The sequence below is a fragment of the Bartonella tribocorum genome, assembly GCF_002777915.1.
Taxonomy (GTDB): domain Bacteria; phylum Pseudomonadota; class Alphaproteobacteria; order Rhizobiales; family Rhizobiaceae; genus Bartonella; species Bartonella tribocorum_A.
Genome location: NZ_NJGE01000028.1, coordinates 1 through 16,456, shown reverse-complemented (window position 1 = coordinate 16,456; position 16,456 = coordinate 1). Strand labels below are relative to the sequence as shown.

Annotated in this window: 16 protein-coding genes and 2 tRNA genes; 7 read left to right on the top strand and 11 right to left on the bottom strand. The window is 39.3% G+C overall.

Translation table 11 applies throughout. The features are described from left to right. From CER18_RS08645 to rpsL, 4 genes are all read right to left on the bottom strand, one after another. On the bottom strand, positions 1-249 hold a 249-nt coding region (locus tag CER18_RS08645; RefSeq protein ID WP_245410059.1), incomplete at its 3' end, for a GTP-binding protein. 63 nt (positions 250-312) lie between these two features. Next, entirely contained in the window at positions 313-2,397 is a 2,085-nt protein-coding gene (fusA, locus tag CER18_RS08640) for an elongation factor G (protein ID WP_100129596.1), read from the bottom strand. Between the two features lie 24 nt (positions 2,398-2,421). Continuing rightward, a complete protein-coding gene (rpsG, locus tag CER18_RS08635) occupies positions 2,422-2,892 on the bottom strand; it encodes a 30S ribosomal protein S7 (RefSeq protein WP_100129595.1) in 471 nt (156 codons plus the stop codon). Between the two features lie 18 nt (positions 2,893-2,910). Continuing rightward, positions 2,911-3,282, bottom strand: a complete 372-nt coding sequence (gene rpsL / locus CER18_RS08630) for a 30S ribosomal protein S12 (RefSeq protein ID WP_100129594.1) — start codon at positions 3,280-3,282, stop codon at positions 2,911-2,913. Positions 3,283-3,776: 494 nt separating this feature from the next. Between rpsL and xth the strand changes: the two genes are divergently transcribed. From xth to CER18_RS08605, 5 genes are all read left to right on the top strand, one after another. Beyond that, positions 3,777-4,559: an exodeoxyribonuclease III gene (gene xth, locus CER18_RS08625; protein WP_100129598.1), complete on the top strand. Its 783-nt coding sequence runs from the start codon at positions 3,777-3,779 to the stop codon at positions 4,557-4,559. 124 nt (positions 4,560-4,683) lie between these two features. Further along, a complete protein-coding gene (locus tag CER18_RS08620) occupies positions 4,684-5,589 on the top strand; it encodes a transporter substrate-binding domain-containing protein (RefSeq protein WP_100129593.1) in 906 nt (301 codons plus the stop codon). A gap of 140 nt (positions 5,590-5,729) precedes the next feature. Further along, entirely contained in the window at positions 5,730-6,482 is a 753-nt protein-coding gene (locus CER18_RS08615) for an amino acid ABC transporter permease (protein ID WP_100129592.1), read from the top strand. Positions 6,483-6,484: 2 nt separating this feature from the next. Beyond that, positions 6,485-7,201 carry an amino acid ABC transporter permease gene (locus CER18_RS08610; RefSeq protein ID WP_100129591.1) on the top strand — a complete coding sequence of 239 codons (717 nt, stop codon included), beginning with the start codon at positions 6,485-6,487 and terminating at the stop codon, positions 7,199-7,201. A gap of 10 nt (positions 7,202-7,211) precedes the next feature. Beyond that, positions 7,212-7,958, top strand: coding sequence for an amino acid ABC transporter ATP-binding protein (locus CER18_RS08605; protein WP_100129590.1), 747 nt, complete (start codon positions 7,212-7,214; stop codon positions 7,956-7,958). Positions 7,959-8,060: 102 nt separating this feature from the next. Here CER18_RS08605 and CER18_RS08600 read toward each other — a convergent pair whose 3' ends face one another. Beyond that, positions 8,061-8,852, bottom strand: coding sequence for a tetratricopeptide repeat protein (locus CER18_RS08600; protein ID WP_100129589.1), 792 nt, complete (start codon positions 8,850-8,852; stop codon positions 8,061-8,063). Between the two features lie 567 nt (positions 8,853-9,419). On the opposite strand from CER18_RS08600, the gene CER18_RS10305 reads away from it, so the two are divergent. After that, complete coding sequence (locus CER18_RS10305) at positions 9,420-9,677, top strand: hypothetical protein (protein WP_210199639.1); 258 nt, start codon at positions 9,420-9,422, stop codon at positions 9,675-9,677. Between the two features lie 60 nt (positions 9,678-9,737). Here the strand turns inward: CER18_RS10305 and CER18_RS08595 are convergent, their stop codons facing one another. From CER18_RS08595 to CER18_RS08575, 5 genes are all read right to left on the bottom strand, one after another. Beyond that, entirely contained in the window at positions 9,738-12,461 is a 2,724-nt protein-coding gene (locus CER18_RS08595; protein ID WP_100129588.1) for a valine--tRNA ligase, read from the bottom strand. Positions 12,462-12,597: 136 nt separating this feature from the next. Further along, entirely contained in the window at positions 12,598-13,164 is a 567-nt protein-coding gene (locus tag CER18_RS08590; protein WP_100129587.1) for a DUF2497 domain-containing protein, read from the bottom strand. A 245-nt stretch (positions 13,165-13,409) separates the two neighbouring features. Beyond that, the gene (locus CER18_RS08585) at positions 13,410-14,660 is read right to left on the bottom strand and encodes a TolC family outer membrane protein (RefSeq protein WP_245410081.1); all 1,251 of its coding nucleotides are present in this window, start codon (positions 14,658-14,660) and stop codon (positions 13,410-13,412) included. A gap of 108 nt (positions 14,661-14,768) precedes the next feature. Further along, positions 14,769-15,443: a protein-L-isoaspartate O-methyltransferase family protein gene (locus CER18_RS08580; RefSeq protein ID WP_100129597.1), complete on the bottom strand. Its 675-nt coding sequence runs from the start codon at positions 15,441-15,443 to the stop codon at positions 14,769-14,771. Between the two features lie 218 nt (positions 15,444-15,661). Beyond that, positions 15,662-15,735, bottom strand: a tRNA-Cys gene (locus CER18_RS08575). A 185-nt stretch (positions 15,736-15,920) separates the two neighbouring features. Between CER18_RS08575 and CER18_RS08570 the strand changes: the two genes are divergently transcribed. Beyond that, positions 15,921-15,995: transfer RNA gene (locus tag CER18_RS08570), tRNA-Asn, on the top strand. Between the two features lie 100 nt (positions 15,996-16,095). Here the strand turns inward: CER18_RS08570 and CER18_RS08565 are convergent. Next, the coding region (locus CER18_RS08565; RefSeq protein WP_100129585.1) for a helix-turn-helix domain-containing protein at positions 16,096-16,456 on the bottom strand (361 nt) is incomplete at its 5' end.

Genomic DNA, 16,456 nt, shown 5'->3' with positions numbered 1-16,456 from the left:
ATAATCGGCGTGTCCAGGGCAGTCAACGTGGGCATAGTGACGATTTTCCGTTTCATACTCAACATGGGCTGTAGAAATGGTAATACCACGGGCGCGCTCTTCTGGTGCTGCATCAATTTGGTCATATGCTTTAAACTCACCAAAAAATTTCGTAATCGCTGCTGTCAATGATGTCTTCCCATGATCAACGTGACCAATCGTACCTATATTAACATGCGGTTTTGTACGTTCAAATTTGCTCTTCGCCATTTGAGCTCTCCATTTTCTGTCCAAGCCAAGGACTAAGTTAAAAATTAATTTACCAACCCGAAACTACGCGTATTTCTTTTGAATCTCCAAAGCAACAGCCGAAGGAACAGGCTCGTAATGATCAAACTGCATTGTATACTGCGCACGCCCCTGACTCATAGAGCGAAGGGTATTCACATAGCCAAACATATTTGCCAATGGAACCATCGCATTGACAACCGTTGCAATACCGCGCGCTTCAGTTCCTGAAATCTGTCCTCGACGAGAATTGAGATCACCAATAACATCACCAACATAATCATCTGGCGTAACAACTTCGACCTTCATGATCGGCTCAAGAAGCTGTGCACCAGCCTTCTTTGCTCCATCGCGAAAAGCTGCACGAGCAGCAATTTCAAAAGCCAACACCGAAGAATCAACATCGTGATAGCCACCATCAATGAGTGTTGCTTTTACACCAAGCATAGGAAATCCTGCAAGAGGCCCTGATCCCATAACACTTTCAATCCCCTTTTGGACACCTGGAATATATTCTTTAGGAACAGCACCACCAACAATCTTTGACTCAAAAATAAAGTCATCACCTTCATGAGGCTCAAAAATAATTTTTACACGAGCAAACTGACCAGCACCACCCGACTGCTTCTTATGCGTGTAATCAATTTCCGCCACTTTAGTAATTGACTCACGATACGCAACCTGAGGCTGTCCAACATTTGCTTCAACCTTAAACTCACGCCGCATACGATCAACAATAATATCAAGATGAAGTTCACCCATCCCAGCTATAATCGTCTGACCTGATTCTTCATCGGACTTAACACGAAACGAAGGATCTTCCGCCGCCAAACGATTAAGAGCAATACCCATTTTTTCCTGATCTGCTTTTGTTTTTGGCTCAATCGCAATCTCAATAACAGGTTCTGGAAATTCCATACGCTCCAAAATAACAGGCTTCAAAGGATCACAAAGCGTATCCCCTGTCGTTGTTTCCTTAAGTCCAGCAAGAGCAACAATATCACCAGCAAATGCTTCTTCAATATCCTCACGGGAATTTGAATGCATTTGAAGCATACGCCCTAAACGCTCCTTCTTCTTCTTTACAGTATTCTCAAGAGAAATACCTTTATGAACTTTACCAGAGTAAATACGGCAGAAAGTCAATGAACCAACAAAAGGATCATTCATAATTTTAAAAGCAAGCATAGACAGCGGAGCATCATCAGAAGATTCGCGTACCGTCTCAGTCTCAGTCTTCACATCAATACCCTTAATCGCCGGAATATCAACCGGAGAAGGAAGATAAGAAACAACAGCATCCAAAAGCGGCTGCACACCTTTATTTTTAAAAGCCGTACCACAAAGAACAGGATGAAATTGAACCTCTACCGTCCCCTTACGAATGAGAGAAACAAGTTGCTCATTGGTTGGCATAACACCTTCCAAATAAGCCTCCATGGCAGCCTCATCGACCTCTACAGCCATTTCAATGAGTTTTTCGCGATATTCTTCAGCTTTTTCCTTTAAATCAGAAGGAATTTCACCGATCACTGCTGGAGAACCAATAGAACCATCCCACTTTAAAGCCTTCATCTCAACAAGATCAACAACACCTTCAAACTCATTTTCAGCACCAATTGGCAACTGTACAACAAGCGCCTTAGCCCCTAACCGAGAACCAACCATTTCCACGCTGCGATAGAAATCAGCGCCTATTTTATCCATCTTATTAACAAAAACCATGCGAGGGACACGATATTTCTCAGCTTGCCGCCAAACAGTTTCTGTCTGAGGCTCAACACCAGCATTAGCATCCAACAACGCTATCGCCCCATCAAGAACACGCAAAGAGCGCTCAACCTCAATGGTAAAATCAACGTGCCCTGGTGTATCAATAATATTGAAGCGACGCTTCCGACCATCACGCCCTTCCCAAAAGGTCGTCGTTGCAGCAGATGTAATTGTAATACCGCGCTCTTGCTCCTGCTCCATCCAATCCATCGTAGAAGCACCATCATGCGTTTCTCCGATTTTATGATTCTTACCCGTATAGAACAGAATACGTTCAGTCATCGTAGTCTTACCGGCATCAATATGTGCCATGATACCGAAATTACGATAATCTTCAATTTTATATTCGCGAGCCATTATATTTGCCTTAGTTTAAAACTTCTACCAGCGATAATGCGAGAATGCACGGTTAGCCTCAGCCATACGATGAACATCCTCACGCTTTTTCACGGCAGAACCGCGATTATTAGCCGCATCCATCAATTCACCAGATAAACGTTCAACCATCGTCGTCTCATTCCGCCCACGCGCCGCCGAAATTAACCAGCGAATAGCAAGAGCCTGACGACGATCAGGACGAACATCAATCGGAACCTGATAAGTGGCACCACCAACACGACGTGAACGAACCTCAATGTGAGGAGCAACGTTCTCTAGAGCCCGATGAAATAAATCCACTGGATCTGTTTTTACTTTTTTCTCTACAGAATCAAGCGCACCATAAACAATACGCTCTGCAACCGACTTTTTACCATCAAACATAATGGCATTCATAAATTTTGTAATAACCAAATCACCAAACTTAGGATCTGGATTAATTTCACGCTTTTCTGCTCTATGACGACGGGACATTGGCTTTGTCTCTCAATATTATTTTGGACGCTTCGCGCCATATTTTGAACGGCGCTGTTTACGATTCTTAACACCTTGCGTATCAAGCAAACCACGAATAATGTGATAACGAACCCCTGGCAAGTCTTTCACACGACCGCCACGGATCATCACAACAGAGTGCTCTTGAAGGTTATGTCCCTCTCCAGGAATATAACCAATCACTTCAAATCCATTCGTCAAGCGAATTTTAGCAACTTTACGAAGAGCAGAATTAGGCTTCTTCGGCGTTGTTGTATAAACACGCGTACAAACACCACGCTTTTGCGGATTCGACTGCAGAGCAGGAACCTTATTACGTCTAACTGGCGCTACACGCGGCTTGCGAATCAACTGGTTTACGGTAGGCATGCAACCTTCCTCTTTTCAATCTATATTCGTCTCACCCAATCGGGCTTTTTTCTTTTTATATCTCCATCCACCCCAATAAGATTGGCATAGATGTTCGATTCTAAACACAAAATCGGGTACACCTGCAAAAACAGTTTACCCGACCACACGCAGAGAAGGCAATAGCCTTTTGCACTAGTATTTGCTTTTAATCTTTTTAACACCCGCTTGAACGACCTTTTGGACCACATCCAAAACAAATGATCACTTCCACATCGGTTATGTTCGTGTCTAATAGCGAGAACACAGACATTCGTCAAGAACTAAACAGCAGAAAGTTTTCAAAAAACAAAATAAATTAAATTTAAAACTTTAAATTTGCTTTTATCGGGACTCTTGATAAATCACTTTACCATAGTAATATCGCCCTATAAATAAAAAAATAACAATGTGACTGCGGTAAAACATTAATGCAGCAAATTAAATTGCATATTTGATATTGAATGATGAGTACTATGAAAATAGCAACGTGGAATATTGCCGGAATAAAAGCACGACATGAAACATTATGTCGATGGCTACAGCAAAGTCAGCCAGACATAGTCTGTCTACAGGAAATTAAAAGTATTGATGAAAATTTTCCACGTGATGCAATTGAAAGTCTAGGTTACCATATAGAAACACACGGGCAAAAAAGTTTTAATGGCGTTGCAATTCTTTCTAAAAAAACACCCGATGAAGTGATCCGTCGATTACCAGGCAACGATAATGATGAACAAACGCGTTACATTGAAGCCATTTATTCAACAAATAAAGGTGTTGTGCGTATTGCATCTCTCTATTTGCCAAATGGAAATCCTGTAGAGAGTGAAAAATATTCCTATAAAATGGAATGGATGGAAAGATTATATGCACATGCAAAATCATTGCTTGCCTATGAAGAGCCTTTGGTTCTAGCCGGTGATTACAATGTCATCCCTACTCCATTAGATGCAAAAAAACCTCAAGAATGGAATCAAGATGCCTTATTTCTTCGAAAAACAAGAAAAGCATTCCAGCGTATACTTCATTTAGGTCTTTACGATGCTATCCGGAATGTCACCGATACGCCCTCCTTCAGTTTTTGGGATTTTCAAGCTGGGGCATGGACTAAAAACAATGGGATTCGTATTGATCATTTACTCTTATCACCAGAAGCAGTTGATCACCTTATTTGTGCTCATAGTCAAACAGAAGTAAGGGGATATCCAAAACCATCCGACCATGTTCCTGTTTGGATTCATCTTAATATCAATTAAGGAAGCATAACCCTCATCGCATAAGACAATAAAAAAAATTCCACTTAAGAGAATAACTATGCTACACGGTACAAACAGTATATCTTAAGTAAATAAAATAAAAATAAATGAATGGAGGACGTAAATGAAGAAATCATTGTTAATGTTTATTGCAGCAGCAGCCATTGGGCTCACAAGTGTTGCGCATGCTGAAAATGATACGCTTGAAAAAATAAAACAAACAGGGGAAATCACTTTAGGTGTCCGTGAATCATCTGGTTTAGCCTACGCCCTTGGTAATAATAAATATGTAGGTTTTCATACAGAAATGGCAGAACGTATCATTGATGATATCTCAAAAAAGATTGGTAAACCGATTAAAATTCATTATCTCCCTATTACTTCTCAAAATAGAATTCCTCTCTTAAAAAACAAGACCTATGATTTTGAATGCGGCTCAACAACAAACGATATTGCCCGCAGTAAAGAAACAGCATTTGCTTATACAACCTACGTTGAAGAGGTGCGGATTGCCGTGAAGAAAAACTCTAACATTAAATCTCTCGACGATTTAAATGGAAAAACAGTTGCAACGACCACCGGTACGACATCTGTTCAACTTATTCGTAAAAACAAACGTGCAAAAAACATTCACTTTAAGGTCGTCAAAGGAAAAGATCACGGAGATAGTTTCTTATTACTCGAATCTGGTCGTGCTGATGCATTTGTTATGGATGCCTCAATTCTTGCTGGACATATTGCAAAATCAAAAAATCCATCTGATTATGTCATTCTTGATACCGTACTTTCAGTCGAACCCATCGCCTGCATGCTTAGATTGCACGACAAAAACTTTGAACAAGCCATTAACGATAGTATCCTACGCCAGATTAAAGACGAATCACTTGAAAAGCTTTATAATAAGTGGTTTATGAAACCGATACCCCCTGCTAATACTGTTATGAACCTTCCCTTATCACAACAAACAAGATATGCTTGGGATCACCCAAACAACAAGCCTAGGGAAAGCTACACAGAAAAAGATTTATAGAATTTGAAAAGAAGAACCACACTCTTTTAAAATTGGGTGTGGTTTATATTTTGGTTCACTTTTAAATAAATTCCACCTATGTAGGTAGACTTAATTTATTGTCCTATTTGTGAATGACTAATTTGAGGGAATATCAATTAATGGACTTTTCTTTCCTTTGTAGAGATGACCTTACTCAAACACTAGTAACGGGATGCTTGGGAACTCCTGGCGTAAGTCATACCTATTTAGACACGCTTCTTGATGGCCTAAAAAATACGGTTATTTTGTCCATCACTTCACTTATATTAGCTATATTTTGTGGTGTTATTATAGGAACAATGCGCACTTTACCTAAAACATCCATCATCAATTGTGTATGTCGCACTATCGGTGCTATTTGGGTAGAAATTATGCGTAATATTCCCCTCCTTGTACAGGTATTTTTATGGTATTTCGTTGTTCCTAAAATTTATCCACCAGCAATGAAATTTTCCCCCATTCTCTTAATAACATGCGCGTTGGGTTTCTTTACATCAGCACGCATTGCAGAACAGGTTCGTTCAGGCATTGAAGCGATTCCTTCAGGACAACGCTATGCCGCTATGGCAATGGGGTTTACAACTTATCAAAGTTATCGCTATATCATATTACCGCGCGCTATCCGTGCAATTATGCCGCCGCTTACTTCAGAAGCAATGGGCATTGTGAAGAACTCGTCTATAGCATTCGCCGTTTCAATAAATGAGCTCATGCAATTTCAATACCAAGCAATTGAAGAGATAAGCCATGTTTACGAAAATTATTTGCTTGTTACGATTCTTTATATTCTTATAGCCTTATTCGTATTCATTGTGATGACAGTCATTGAACAAATGCTCAAAATTCCTAATTTTCAAACAAAGGGAAATTGAATATGATAAATTTCATAAGCTCTCAGTTTGGACTTTATTTTCCTTTCAATTTTTCCGACTTTGATTTTTCCTTTTTTACCTTTGATGTATTTCGTTCTTACATTTTATCAGGTTTACTCTTTAGCGTTTTTCTAACGCTTTTTGCAACAGTATTGGGATTTATTTTCGGCACGCTTTTAGCAATGATGCGCCTTTCTTCTGTAAAACTTCTTTCTTGGTTTGCAATCGTTTACATAACAGCGATGCGTTCAATACCCCTTGTGATGGTTATCTTATGGTTTTTTGTGCTTCTGCCTTTTTTAACGGGGACATCTATCGGGGCCAATAAATCGGCACTCATTACCTTTACCGCATTTGAAACGGCTTATTTTGCTGAGATTATGCGTGCGGGTATTAATTCAGTTCCGCAGGGACAAAAATATGCGGGACAAGCTCTTGGGATGACGTATTGGCAAAGTATGTACATTGTCATTCTGCCTCAAGCCTTTAGAGATATGCTTCCAGTCTTCTTAACACAAGTCATTATCCTTTTTCAGGATACAACCCTTGTTTATGCTATCAGCGGTCATAGTCTTTTGAATGGCTTTGATATTGCTGCTAATAATTTTGGTGTAAAACAAGAAGCTTATATCTTAGCGGCTATTTTCTATTTTGTTATCTGTTTTACACTGTCACAAATCGTTTTATACTTACAAAAAAAAGTATCCATTATTCGCTAACGGGGAAAAAATGTCCACTCATATGATCGAAATAAAAAATGTTTCTAATTGGTATGGCGAAGTTCAAGTCCTTAAAAGCTGTACAACCAATATTAATAAAGGAGAAGTTGTTGTCATTTGTGGACCATCAGGCTCAGGAAAATCAACACTCATTAAAACAATTAATGCTCTTGTTCCCTTTCAAAAAGGTGAAATTTGGATTAATGGAACACCTGTTCATTCAAAACGAACAAATCTGCCTAAATTGCGGAGTCAGGTGGGAATGGTATTTCAACACTTTGAGCTTTTCCCTCATTTATCTGTCACAGAAAATTTGACAATTGCACAAATCAAAGTCCTAAAACGAAGCAAAAAAGAAGCACTTGAACGTGGCTTGTTGTATCTTGAGCGCGTTGGACTCATTGAACATAAAGATAAATATCCTGGTCAGCTTTCTGGAGGCCAACAACAGCGTGTTGCTATTGCACGTGCCTTAACCATGGATCCACTTGTTATGCTTTTTGATGAACCAACCTCTGCTCTAGATCCTGAAATGGTAGGTGAAGTACTTGATGTCATGATCAGTTTAGCAGAAGAAGGTATGACGATGATTTGTGTAACCCATGAAATGGGATTTGCACAAAAAGTCTCAGAGCGTGTTATTTTTATAGATCAAGGAACGATTCTTGAAGACTGTTCATCTAAAGAGTTCTTTTCTCATCCGCAAGAAAGAACACCAAGAGCACAAGAATTTTTGTCTAAAATTCTAAGTCATTAGCCATGATATCGTCGCAAAAACTATCTCTCCTGTAAACTTGAACACAAGACAGTAGAGATTAATAATGAATGAGAGAATATAAAAAGTATTACAATCAGATCGTTAAAAATTCTTATTTTTTAAAATATCAGCAACCAATGAAATTGCTGTACGTCTCTCAAATTCATGACAAAGAATAAAAGCCTGCTCTTGCAAAGGTCGAATCCAATTTTTGTCTTTTAGGCTCGCTTTTTCATAGGCAGCCGTTAACATTGCCGTACCGCGAACGATTTCTCCTTCTTGAAGCAACATATTTCCAAGCATCGCTTGGGCAGAAAGATTTCCTTTTTTTGCTGAAAGTTGAAACCATCGTGCTGCTTGTATACGATTTTTCCTCCTCCCCTCTCCCTGTAAAAATATTTTTCCTAAATGATACTGAGCTTTAGAATTTCCATAATTCACCGCAGCCTGCATATAAAGACGAGCGGCATAAGAAAGATTAGGCTTCACAGGCGATCGAGGAATACCTTTTTTTATATACTGAGCAAGCTTAACCAATGCATCAGAAACATAACTCTCATCCTCTGAGCCAAGATCAGCACCTTTTTCAACGATATATGCAAAAAAATGATAAGCCTTGTAATCATCTTTAGGGACCCCATCACCGTTTGCGTAGATAGAGCCAAGTTTCCAATTCGCACCAATATGGCCCCTCTTAGCGGCACAACGTAGCGCTAAAAGTGCCTGACTTATCTGCCCATTTTTATAAGCAGACATGCCACGTTTAAAAAAATAAAACGAACCATCATGCACTTCCTGCAAGCTATTAACATCTATTGCATAAACAGTCGAAAAAAATCCCCCTAAAATCGTAACAATCGCAGCTTTTTTCCATATCTGAAATCTCTTGACCATTCCCCCCCCTATCTCAATGTTAATTACTCTATCTGTTACAAAGTTCTTTGTAGATCTTTAAATTCTTCTTCTTAGTAAGAAACAAAAGAAATTCTAAAGTAAAATTTTTAAAAGAAAAGACAAATAAATAAAAACGATCAAAACTGTTCAATAAAATAGCCTGCGCATTGAAGAAAATTTCGAGAACGGAAGAAATATAGAATGAATGGTAAACATTTAACAACAAAAAATAACATGCAAAATTGATAAATATAATGATGATCATTAACTTATCGCTTTACGACTATCTCTCCAGCTAAAACATAAAGTTTCTCACTCCCATCAATCTGTAAATAATCCGGTTTTTTTCAGCAGATTCTAACTGCTGATCAGCTCATATTCTTTGCTTCATAGATACTATATTGATTTATAATGAGAGTTTTCTGTTTTTTATTGAATGAGGTCTCAGAATACCGTAAAATTCTCTCATTCTAAACCTGTTCCATATTAAATCAATAAACATCATTCACTTGCATACTCCAAAGCTTGCGTGGAATGAAACTGTGTAAGAAAGAACTAAAACGCCTATTGAATCGTTTTAAGTGCCAAAGCTGTCCACCACCATCGGGCGCTGGAAAAGTGTGTAATAATGCTGACTTGTTACTTCACAAGCGTAAAGATGGGAAGGCTCAATGGCTTTACCGTTACACCATTCACGGATACCGGCATGAAATGAGTCTGAGTATCTTAAAAGGAATTTCTTTGATAAACATAAAAACGCTGGCTTCCCACAAAGATTTCATGATCGCATTCACAAAAAACAAACAAAAGAAAAAGTTTTCTTAAAAAAAATCGATACCAACTATAATGGTCTGAAATCATCCACCACAAAACAAAACGTGAGAATCAGCCCAACCGCTCTAAAGCAATAGATATTTTCTTCTGCGCAGCATACAGTTCTGCAACCCTATTTTGTTCACTTTCAACAATTTCTGCTTTTGCATTGGCTATAAATTTTGGATTATTTAACTTAAGCGACATCTTTTCAATATCTTGTTCAATTTTATGGACCTCTTTCCTCAAACGAACACGTTCAGCCTCCAAATCAATCAACTGTCCTAATGGCAAACAAAAAACAGCCTCTCCCAAAATCATTTGTGCTGATATTTCCGGAACTTTATCAGAGAAATCAATGACTTCAATACGCGCTAACTTTTTAAGAAGTGCATCATAACGCTGCACACGCTCTCGCGTTACTTCCCCTCCTTCGACAACAACAAGAGGCGCTCGTGTAGCCGCTGGAATATTCATTTCAAAACGTACAGACCGGATCCCTGTGACCACATCAATAAGCCAATTAATATCAGCAGCAGCCTCCTCATCTATCACTGTTTCCTCTGGCCATTTTGTCAACGCGAGCATATCCTCACGCTTGCCCCCTTGCGTTTCTGTAAGAGACCACAACTCTTCTGTCATATGAGGCATAAAGGGATGAAGAAGTTTATAGACCTCATCTAAAACCCACGCCGTACAAGCTTGAGCCTCACTTTTAGCATCTTCATTTTCACCCTGAAAAAGTGGTTTGAGAAGTTCCAAATACCAATCACAGAATGTATTCCAAATGAAACGGTAAAGTGCTGCTGCAGACTCATTAAACTTATAGTGTTCAATACCCGTTGTCACTGCTGAAATTGTTTTAGAGAGCTCTGTTAAAATCCAACGATTAAGCGCCAACTTCGCTTGTCCTGGCTTAAAAGTTGGATCATGCTTCACACCATTCATCTGTGCAAATCGGGTAGCATTCCACAATTTCGTAGCAAAATTACGATAACCAGCAATGCGGGAAGCATCAAGTTTTACATCACGGCCTTGCGCTGCCATAATAGCCAAAGTGAAACGAAGGGCATCAGCACTATACTGATCAATAAGCTCTAAGGGATCAATAATATTTCCCTTTGATTTTGACATCTTTGCACCTTTTTGATCTCTGACAAGAGCATGCACATAAACCGTTGGAAAAGGAACTTCACCCATAAAGTGAAGTCCCATCATCATCATACGAGCAACCCAGAAAAAAATAATATCAAATCCTGTCACCGATAAAGATGTTGGATAAAAAGTAGATAATTCTATCGTTTTATCTGGCCACCCTAATGTTGAGAAAGGCCAAAGAGCTGATGAAAACCAAGTATCTAAAACATCTGGATCACGAATTAATTCAACAACTTCACCATAATGAGCAAAAGCCGAATCTAAAGCCTCTTTTTCACTTTTTTCAACAAAAACTGTTCCATCAGGACCATACCAAGCAGGAATCTGATGCCCCCACCATAATTGGCGAGAAATGCACCAAGGCTGAATATTTTGCATCCAATTGAAATAGGTCTTTTTCCAGTTATCGGGAACAAAGCGCGTTTTTCCTTGCTGAACAGCTTCTATTGCTGGCTTCGCTAATTCAGCAGCATGAACATACCATTGATCTGTCAAAAAAGGTTCTATCGGCACACCACTGCGATCTCCATGAGGAACCATATGGGAATGATCATCAACAGAAGCTAGATATCCTCCTTCTTCCATCAAAGAAATAATCTTCTGACGCGCAACAAAACGATCTGCTTTATCGAGATTTTCTACTAACATTTTTAATTCATCTGATAAAACCAAACCATCAAAAAATGCTTCATTCTCACAAAGAAAAATCTCGGCTTTTGGAGTAAAAATATTGATTAAGCGTAAATTATGACGCTGTCCTACTTCAAAGTCATTAAAGTCATGAGCAGGTGTAATCTTCACAGCACCACTTCCAGCCTCAGGATCAGCATGCGTATCACCAACAATCAATAATTTACGACCAACAAGCGGCAAAAGAGCATTTTTACCTATAAGATTTCTATAACGCTCATCTTCAGGATTAACGGCAATTCCTGTATCACCAAGCATTGTTTCTGGTCGCGTTGTCGCCACTGTTATAAAAGTTGTCGCATCATTTGGATCAAAAACCTTACCCTCAAGTGGATATCTAAAATGCCACAAATGTCCTTGAACTTCTTTTTGTTCAACTTCAAGATCCGAAATCGCCGTTAACAATTTAGGATCCCAATTGACGAGGCGCTTATCTCTATATATCAATCCTTGCTTATAAAGCGTGACAAAGACTTCCCGAACAGCCTGCGACAACCCTTCATCCATTGTAAACCGCTCACGCGACCAATCACATGAAACACCAAGGCGGCGCAACTGGTTTGCAATAATGCCTCCCGTTTCATGGCGCCATTCCCAAATACGCTCGATAAACTTTTCTCTCCCCATTTCTTGACGTGTTGGCTCTTTGCGTTCTGCAAGTTGACGCTCTACAACCATTTGTGTCGCAATCCCCGCATGATCCATACCAGGTTGCCACAACACATTTCTGCCACGCATCCGCTGAAATCTAACCATTATATCTTGAATTGTCGTATTGAGCGCATGCCCCATATGAAGTGAGCCTGTAACATTAGGAGGTGGAAGCATAACACAAAAAGGCTCTGCACCACTTTTAGAACCCGCTCCCGCTTTAAAAGCCCCACGAGTCTCCCATCTCTTTGCAACCCGTTGCTCTATGGAAGCAGCATCATAGTTCTTTTCTAACATTCTATCCATCCATAACGCCGCTGAAAAACACAATATATGATCAAACCCCGATCAAAATCCTGCAAACCTCACCCCTCACTCAAGAGCCTGCAAAACCTCAAACAAACTTCTCATAAAATGAAAAACATAAAAATAATTAAGACGATTTTTTAATCGCCTTTACAATCTCTTCACGTAAAATATCTTCCAACAAAACAGGCAATTTAGATTGCAACCATTCTGCTATAGCTGGACGCAACACATCCTTTGCAATCTTTTCTGCAGAAGAAATGCAATACGCTGACAACTCCACACGACCAGCTCCTCCAGCTTCTAATTGTGATTTCCGAATCTCACCTTCATATTCTTTTGCTTTATAACCAGAACTTCGTTCTTCAGAAGAAGACTTCATCTTTTGCACATCAACACCAACTGTATTATTTTCTACCGCTGTATCCTCTTTCTCTTGCACACCCCTTCCCCCTTGATTTTCAGTAGAAAGACCAATACGATCTGCCAAAGCCTTCATAGCATCATCAACCGATAGGGTTGTATCATAAATACCTTCGGATGCAGCTTCCAAACGACCTTTCGAATCATTTACTGCAACATCTTCATTTAAAAAGTGATCAGATTGAACCGCATTTTCTTCGATTATTTCACGAATAGATGTCAAAATTTCATCCATACTTGGCTCACGTAACACGCTTGAACTCTGTACCATACTTTACAACCTCTCAAAGACGCAACAACAAATAGAATCATATTTTCAGTGTATGCAAAAGAATCATAAGATCAACATGCCTCTTGTGATATTTTCAAATATGCTTGTCATAAAGAGGGCGCTACACACAACTTTCCATACTTAAAAAAACACATCATCACTTTGTTTTTCAACATATCCAACGACTGATTAACTAATTTTTTAAAAACTAAAATGATTTGAGATCAAAGAGCTACTTTTATGCATTATCGAATATATTGAATTGCTTTTAAGCCTAGATAATTTGCAGTCAATTTACCAATAGAAGATTGAACACTATAGCTTGCCACAACAGCATTACGCTCTGCCATTGCAAGCGCAATTTGAGCATTAATCAATTGAGTACGGGAATTCAGAACATCTAATGTTGTTGCCTGCCCTACACGATTTTCTTGAACACGACCTTTAAGAGCAATTTCTGCAGCACGCACACTTTCACGGTAAGCAACAACAGACGCGCGTGCACCTTCCAACTGAAACCAAGCAGAAGTAAGTGCTTGTCTCGTATTACTCTGTGCTAAATCGAGTTGAAGCTGCGCCTGCCCAAGCTGTTCCTTCGATTGGCGAATCTGCGCAGACGTACGCCCCCCTTCAAAGATTGGAACACTCACTGACAATCCTATTGATTTAGAAACACCATCCTCCCCATCACCACTGTAAATCCGATTATAAGATGCTGTTGCAGAAAAATCAACTTTAGGGAGCAATGCTCCTTCTTTCGCCTTTACATTGTAACCACTCGCATTGACTAAATATTGAGCGTAAAGGATTGCTGGATGCATCACAACACTCATTTGGTAAGCCGTATCAAGATTGACAGGAAGGTCTGTGGCAATGGGTGGACGTTTTAGCTTTTCAGGGTCAGAACCAATAATTTGTCGATATACTGCCTCTGCTGCTTTTACATCAGCACGAGCAAGACTTAGTTCTGAAACCGCCACGGAACGTGCAGCTTGAGCTTGAGCAAGATCAACACGTCCTCCCTCGCCCACATCAAATTTTGCTTTATTGGAACGAACTTGCTCTTCAAGAGCTGCCAAATTTTCTCTCCGAAGATCAGCAACACGACGTGCCTGATAGACATTAGCATAAGCCGTCACAGTGTCCAGAAACGTATTTTGTTCAGCATTACGAAGATATTCACGCTGCGCCTGCAGCTTAACTTGAGCTGAAGAAAAAATATTTTGCGTGATAAAACCGTCAAATAATCTTTGGTTTAATCTTACACCTATAGATCCAGAAGTGACATAAGAACCTGTAAAAGATTTATTTCGCCCATAACTCCCAACCCCTTCAACTTGTGGTAATAACCCTGATCGAGCAACGACAACATCATCACTGGCTATACGAACAGCAGCCCGTTCACTATTCAACTTAGGATTGCTTTTATAAGCTTTAGAAAAGGCCTCCATCAACGTTTCAGCACAAACAGCCTCTGATAATAAAAGACTCAACACCAGCAAAAAACACACCTGAAACTTCTTACTTATTTTAAACACAATACACACAATAACAAACCCCAAATAAATAACAAAATTATCTTCTATTCACAAAACGAACAAGCACTAAAATACAAAATCAGATGTTTTTAAAAAACAAGAAAGAGGCTTTACAGCGAGATTAAAAGCATGACGTGCTGAAATAATTCCATCTTCTTTTATATAGATTCGTGCGACAGCAGCATTTCCATTTCCTTCAACCACAACAAGACGTCCACCATCTTTCATCTGATCAAAGATACCTTGTGGAATAAAATCGACAGATCCCTCAATAAAAATCACATCATAAGGCCCCTCAGCAGCATATCCCTGCTCTAATGGACCATGAATGACAACCACATTATCACATTGATTACGTTCTAAAGCTCCAAGAGCACGTTCAAAAAGAGACTTATCACTTTCCAACGCAATCACAGACCCTGCAAGTTTCGAAAGCAAGGCTGCACAATAACCACTATTTGCACCAATATCCAAAACAACATCTGATGATTTTACAGCAGCAAGCTGCAATAATTTTGCAAGAGATGCAGGCTTCATCAAATAGCGTGCAGGAACCTCATCTTGCACTGGACATAAAACAATATCGGTATCAAGATAGCTTAATGCTTTCATATCTTCCGATACAAAATCTTCACGAGATATCGTTAAAAATGCTTCAAGAACTGATAAATCCGTTACATCAACTGTACGAATTTGATTGTCAACCATTTTGCGACGAAGCTCAGCAAAATCTGCAACCATAACGACCATTTTCTCCTAACCTACAAAAAACAAACAAAATAGCAATAATGAGGAACTAAGATCTCTTACGATAACTATGGGTATTACAAAAAAGATGCGACAGTCAACAAATCGATTCTAACAGTACAATGTCTCACACAAAAGTGTCTTTACAACTGTAGAGAGAAATAATCTCTTTTCCTATAGCTCCCCTAAAAGCCGTTTCGTTTAAAATCGGCTGGAGGCCTCGCCCGGAATCGAACCGGGATACAAGGATTTGCAGTCCTCTGCGTAACCATTCCGCCACAAGGCCTCATCAACAAATACAAAGGCTTCAATAAGGGAAGGTAAAGCATCCGTCAAGGTGTAGAAATTTTCTCTCGCCTTTTTTTCTCTTACTTACACAATTTATCATATTTTTTTAAAAAAAGTAATTTTATCCTTTGCAAATCAGTATTGCTTTGCTATAGCCTCTTCAGCTAAATTATTGAGCATCGTTCCCCGGTAGCTCAGCGGTAGAGCAACCGGCTGTTAACCGGTTGGTCGCTGGTTCGAATCCGGCCCGGGGAGCCACTTCTTTTTTTATTAAACATAACTTATTAATTTTAAATATCTTTTTTAAGGTACGGGGTGTGTAGATAAAAGTACGGGAATAGGACTTTCTGCTATTCCTCTATAGGAGTCCTCTTTTTTCGTCGATTTCCTCGAATAATTTTTTTAGTTTTGCTAAGTCTTCTTGTGAAAAATTCTCTAAGTTTCTAACAAACATGCCAATAATTTCACAACGAAATGGGTCTGAAGATTTGATTGTAAAACTCTTGCGACATGCATAGGCTTCTTTTCTTAACAATGAAGCCTTCTCTTGATCTAAACCGTACAGCTCTATGATCTTCTCTTCCATACCAACCGGTACTGATTTCTTGCCAATTTCTACAGAAGATAAAAACGCTACAGATATACCTAATGTCTTAGCCATATCTAAGAGGCGTTCTGAGTGATCAATGCGAAGTTTACGTAAAATTTTACCAAAAGAT